Source organism: Desulforamulus profundi (genome assembly GCF_002607855.1).
In genome coordinates this window covers 1-5809 of sequence record NZ_AWQQ01000016.1, presented here as the reverse complement: position 1 = coordinate 5809, position 5809 = coordinate 1, and the positions used below count along the sequence as shown (strand labels likewise).

Annotated in this window: 6 protein-coding genes and 1 pseudogene; 5 read left to right on the top strand and 2 right to left on the bottom strand. The window is 39.0% G+C overall.

The features are described from left to right. A pseudogene (locus P378_RS23880) lies at nucleotides 1–274 on the bottom strand (IS1634 family transposase); the annotation flags it as partial. After that, a complete protein-coding gene (locus tag P378_RS23875; protein ID WP_420795956.1) occupies nucleotides 270–872 on the bottom strand; it encodes a tyrosine-type recombinase/integrase in 603 nt (200 codons plus the stop codon). The gene P378_RS23875 and the pseudogene P378_RS23880, both read right to left, overlap by 5 nt. A gap of 533 nt (nucleotides 873–1405) precedes the next feature. Between P378_RS23875 and P378_RS01650 the strand changes: the two genes are divergently transcribed. From P378_RS01650 to P378_RS20510, 5 genes are all read left to right on the top strand, one after another. Beyond that, complete coding sequence (locus tag P378_RS01650; RefSeq protein WP_238472738.1) at nucleotides 1406–1936, top strand: Mu transposase domain-containing protein; 531 nt, start codon at nucleotides 1406–1408, stop codon at nucleotides 1934–1936. A gap of 242 nt (nucleotides 1937–2178) precedes the next feature. Next, nucleotides 2179–2958, top strand: a complete 780-nt coding sequence (istB, locus tag P378_RS01645; protein WP_099082048.1) for an IS21-like element helper ATPase IstB — start codon at nucleotides 2179–2181, stop codon at nucleotides 2956–2958. A gap of 622 nt (nucleotides 2959–3580) precedes the next feature. Beyond that, a complete protein-coding gene (locus P378_RS01640) occupies nucleotides 3581–3982 on the top strand; it encodes a hypothetical protein (protein WP_099082047.1) in 402 nt (133 codons plus the stop codon). 112 nt (nucleotides 3983–4094) lie between these two features. Beyond that, a complete protein-coding gene (locus P378_RS20515) occupies nucleotides 4095–4682 on the top strand; it encodes a transposase (RefSeq protein WP_238472737.1) in 588 nt (195 codons plus the stop codon). After that, nucleotides 4631–5293 (top strand): transposase, encoded by a 663-nt coding sequence (locus P378_RS20510; RefSeq protein WP_338013798.1) that lies wholly within the window; start codon nucleotides 4631–4633, stop codon nucleotides 5291–5293. Before P378_RS20515 ends, P378_RS20510 begins: the two co-directional genes overlap by 52 nt. Nucleotides 5294–5809: the final 516 nt, after the last annotated feature.

Below are 5809 nucleotides of genomic sequence, written 5' to 3'. Positions count from 1 at the left end.
TTAAGTTYASTYRTAACGGMTTAAACTGAACAGAATCATAATCATTACCCGGGTATACCTCATGAAAAAGAGGAACATTGAAATCAGGGGTAACCATCATTGCCAGACCGACAATTTTCAAGTCAGACCGTTTCTCCTTGCTGTGGCCTCTCTGTGGCAACTTGCTGGAGGAAAGAGTATCAACATAAGTAAAAAAATTGGTGGTATTATAGATAAGGCAATCCGTCGAAAGATTATATTTATTTACAATGAGCCGGGTAAATTCATCTTCAAAAAATAATTCGTAAACTCGGGCTAGGTCGTCCATATTTTAGGTAATCGATAATGGCTTCACCAACTTCGGAAAGTAAGGGAAGTTCTATTCTTACTTGGGTTTTCTGTTGATTCAAAACAATAAGGTTCTTTTCCCATTGGATGTTTTCAAAGGTAAGGTTACAGACATCGGATGCCCGAAGTCCCAAGAGTGCGGTAATTAGTACCATAGCATAATCTCGTTTTCCCTTTGGACTACTTCTGTCAATTGCCGCTAACAGTGCTTTCACTTCTTCTTTTGAATACGTGGAAGGAAGTTTTGGCTGCTTGATGTATTTATCCTTCGGTATCACCCGGGAAAAATCCGTTTCTGTTAGTCCCTGGTCGTAAAGATACCGGAGATATCCTTTGATGACTGACAAGTTCCTATGCCTGGTATAGTGAGTAAAGAACCCCAGCTGGTTGACGTAGTTTAGAAGAAGATGCTGATTGATTAAATTTAACGTTGTAATTCCATTAACGTTCAGGTAATTAAGGAAATGTTGGAAATTTCTTTTATATTCCTCGACCGTTTCCCGGGAAAGCCCATAAGATTTTCTGTATTCAATGTAGGATAACATGGTCTGTCCGACAGCTCCATGCAGTTCTCTAAATCTCTGACTTCGCCTGAATTTTACAGTTCCAGTCTCTAGGAATTCCGTCAGTACGTTGGCGCACTGGATAATATCTTTTTCCCAGCGGTCAAGAGCATCATAAGCTCTAGTTCCAATGAGGTGATAAATGAATGCCTCACCAACAGTAGCAGTGTAATACTGCTGATCAGTATCCCTCATAAATACAGCTATCCTTTGCCATGCAGACCGATATTGATTGATTCTTGAATGGGAATATGAGAGTTTTTGGAGATATTTGACTACATCAGCAGTCAATATCTCAAGTGTTATTTGTTTTTCCTTCATTACTTAGACCTCCTTGATTGATTTAAGCATTCTTGCTTAAATCAACTATAGAGGATGATAATGTAAAGTAAAACGATAAAATAGATCAGCGCTACAAGGTGTTTTACAGCCTTACTTTACATTATCTAATACTTTCCATAACCTTTTAATGTAAAGCTTTACATTAAAAAGGGCATGTTGAGCGTAGCGTAGATGTGATCCGCCGTAAAGCCTTTGCATTCAAGGATACATTCGAGAGCTTGGACGAGGCCAATAATTACCTGTTGAAGATATGTAATAAACTAAATGCTAAGCCCCAAGATACCCGTGATGGACAGTCAGCACTGGCTTGTTTAGAGCAGGAACGTGCCAACCTGTTAACCTTACCCCCAATGTTTGATTCAGCCCGTGTAGTAAATGCCCGTGTGGACAAGTATGCCACCATTGTGGTAGACCAAAACCATTACTCAGTTCCTGATCATTTAGTTGGTGAACTTGTCATGGTTAAAATCTACTCCAGCCGAATCTGCTGCTTCTACAAAGATGCAAAAATTGCTGAACATGCCAGGCTTACCGGCTGCCATGAGTGGCGATTGGAACTTAGTCACTACCTGGAGACATTAAAGAAAAAACCTGGTGCATTAGCCGGTAGTATGGCTTTGCAGCAGGCAGACCAAAAAATTAAACAAATCTTTGAAACCTATTATACCAAGAAAGAGAAAGAATTTATAGAGCTAATGCAATAAATAAAGGACGGGACATCACTTTCGGATGTAGAGAAAAGTATAACTGAACTGTGTAAGATCCACCCAAGCCATGTAACTACGGATAAAATTAAAGCATTGTGCGCTAAACGCCGGGAAAATACCCCGGAGATTGCAATCATTTCACAGGTCGCACAGGATATAACTGACCAAGCTATACAACATTTAAAAATGTACGATAAATTGTTTAATACCCAAAACTTAGAACCCAAGGAGGCCATTGCGTGAGTGCTGCGACCCGTAAAGAGTGGAAAGAAGCCATAATAGAATACAGCAAAGAATTAAAACTACCTGCTATTCGCAAATACCTTGAGGAATATGTTCAAGAAGCCTGTCAGCGTGATGCCTGTTATGAAGAATTTCTGGCACAACTGCTGCAAAAGGAGTGTGATGCAAGGCGGGAGGCCTCACGGTACAACCGTATTCGCCTGGCCCAATTTACCCATAAGAAATATTTGGAGGACTTATCAATTAAGGATCTACCGGAGGACGCACAGAAGAAACTGAAGATACTTAAGACGTTGGATTTCCTTAGGGAAGGTCGGAACGTAATTTTAGCGGGTAGTCCTGGCACCGGTAAAACTCATGTTGCCATAGGACTAGGTATTAAAGCTTGCATGGAAGGCTACAAAGTATGGTTTACAACAGTTCCCCTATTAATTAACCGTATCAAGGAATGCAGAGCGGAACAGACATTACGCGCCTTCCAAAACAGATTCGAGAAATATGACCTGGTTATCGCGGACGAGATGGGCTATATCTCCTTCGACAAAGAAGGTTCTGAGCTGTTGTTTACCCACCTATCACTTCGGGCCGGGAGAAAATCCACTATTATCACTACAAACCTTTCTTTTGAGCGATGGGGGGAAATATTCCAAGATCCGGTTATGACTGCAGCTATGATTGACCGTTTAACACATCAATCATACATAATTAATATGAATGGGAATTCCTATCGAATGAAAGAAACAAAGGAGTGGTTGCAGAAGCAGCAATTGGCCTAATTTATTAGGCAGAACCCCTCGTGTATACTGTATTCAAATTGACACGATCATGCTTTGCATTGTCATGATTAATGAGATAACGTAAAAAACTGTGGATAATTCAATGAAAGCATAACTCTTGTTGTTAAGTGGGGGAATTTTAAATAGCCCACATGGGGGAATTTTGAGTTGACAAATACAATCCATCTAATGAACGGCGAAAGCTATCGTTTTCGTGAAACCCTGCAGCAAAGATCCATAGCAAACACATCTCAACAACTTAATAATGAATAATGATAAGTGCTATTGTAGGCAGAATTATCTGTCACTTTACCATTTAATATCGGGGCCGGTCAACTTTTACTTTATCACAAGTGGTCAACTTTTGTGTTGACAAAACCAAAGGGGCACCAAGCGTAGCAGGGTTGCCTCTTATGCCCCTTGAAACACGGGTGCGAGGCTCCATGTCAAGGACTGGGTATGGATATACCGGAACCTATAACCTAGGGAGAGAGTAACGCGAGAAACATAGACAGATAATATGTTTAACAGAATGATGATTTTAAACTATAAAGCATAGATATACCGTAGCGTCCGCTTTTCCATAAGTACTGTAATTTAAAAATAAAGGGTGATAATTTCATTGGCAGACAGAAACGGTAATGTTAAAAATGGTAAACCTTTATCTGCGACCGATCCACGCCCGGGGAATAAACCATTTTACATTAACCCGAATTGCCCAGAGTGCGGAACAGAACTAGTATTAAGTAATTTGTTGCATAACTCTAGTGAGAATGAGATTTGGTATGACGAGTTTATGTGTCCGGTTTGCAAAGATGAGATTTATTTGGATTGGCCGGAAGAAGAATTTATAAGTTTAAAAAAGGAAATTGAACAGTCGGTTCATGGCTTAAACGTTGACTCTAAGAAATTTAAATCAAAAGTTCCACATCTAACAGTGGTTGATGGGGTGGCTGTTATTAATCCCAAAGACTCTTTGCAAAAAAATGGTTTGAGAAATTTAAGAAGTGAGCATTTTGCATAATCAAAAACTCTTATAAAATCAAGGGTTAGGAAGTTAACAAAAAAGGACTTCACCCCCAATTGGAGAAGATTTCAAGTGACCAAACCGAAACCACCAATAGGAGGGAAGTCACTTGTATATTCTCCAACAAACTTTATTTTCCTTTGAAGAATTAATGGAATTAGAACTAAAAGAACGATTAAATTTGTTTTTCTCAGCCTTCAACCTTGAACCATTTGCAAGAAAACTGAGAAGTCAATTACCCCAAGGTGCCGCAGGTTACTGCAAAGAAAGTATCTTGAGGGCATTTCTTGCAGCACCTCTAGAAGGGATATCTACCTTCACTGCTCTTGTGGACCGGCTAGAATCCGATATCCGTTTTAGATACCAATGTGGTTTCGGAATTGGTAAAGTCCCTTCTGTCTCTACTTTTAGCCGGGCTTTTAAAAAGATTGTCGAGCTTAACCTTGCTGAAGAAATCTTTTACGCTTTGGTAAACGAATGTCGCCAAAAAGGAATTATTACAGGTCAAGTAGTGGCTATAGATAGTACCCCTATTGATGCCTATGAGGAAAAGCAGCCACGGAAACATAGTAAGCTAACAGGTAATGCCGACTGGGGGTGCAAAAAAGATTCCTTTGGTAACACCATTACCTGGTTTGGTTATAACTGCATATTGCTGTTGATACTGCCAGCGAGCTGCCAGTTGCTTTTGAGGTAACACCGGCCAATACTAATGATGGTGATTTGGGGGCTGAACTAATTAAAAAGACAACAGCTTCATTACCTAAAAAGCATTGGCCAAAGTTTTATGTAATGGATGCTGGCTACGATCAAAACAAAAATTATGAAGCTGCTAGAGATGCCCTTGCCAAAGCAATTATTCCATTGAATCTCCGCAATGAAAAAATACCGCTGGAAGGAATAAATTCTAACGGGACACCAATTTGTTCAATGGGTTATTCAATGGTTTACTGGGGCAGTGACAAGGATACACTTAAATTCAGGTGTCCTCATGTCTCGGGAAAAGTTAACTGTCCTTTTGGATCTGCTTGGTGTTCTAATTCAAATTATGGTCTTGTCAAAAAAGTAAAAGTGACAGAAGATCTTCGCCGTTATTCGGTTCCTCACCGTGATTCACGAGGCTGGACAGAACTTTACAAACAAAGAACCTCTGTAGAAAGAGTAAACTCCCGCCTCAAAAGTTACCTTACAGCAAATCAGCTACATGTTTGGGGCATTAAGAAGGTGAAAAGTCATTTGGTTATAAACCTTGTTGTTCTTTTGCTAGGGGCGCTGGCAACATCCCAATCAAATAAGAACGCAGCTTAGACGCCTGTTAATAAATACTTGCTGTTGTATCCACAAAAAATTCTGCCAGTATGCCCATTTTTAAAGAATCTTACAGAATAATATTCTTTAACTATTCCTTCAGCTAAAAATAAAGGCCAAAGGGCTTATTCAGACTTTGTTTTCTCAGAGAAAAAGGTAATTTTGCAAAATGCTCAGATAAAAAAGAATTGGAAAAATATAATAAATATAACTATTATCTCAAGGAACTTGCTAATCTTTATAGTAGTTTAGGAACAGATTTTAGAACAGAAAAATATATTAAAGTTCACTAGCGTTGCATAAATAAATTTCCAAAATGTCAATATCTAAAATTCTAGAAAAAAACCAATAAATCATTGTTTTTCCAGCAATATCCTGTAAAAATGATTAAAATCTCCTTATAATTGAGGTATAACAGGTAGTCCTGTCCATAATCTCAAAAATAAGGAGACATCGCATGGACAAGGATACCAATAAATCCACATATAATCAACTGTTTCAAGCAATTTATAACGA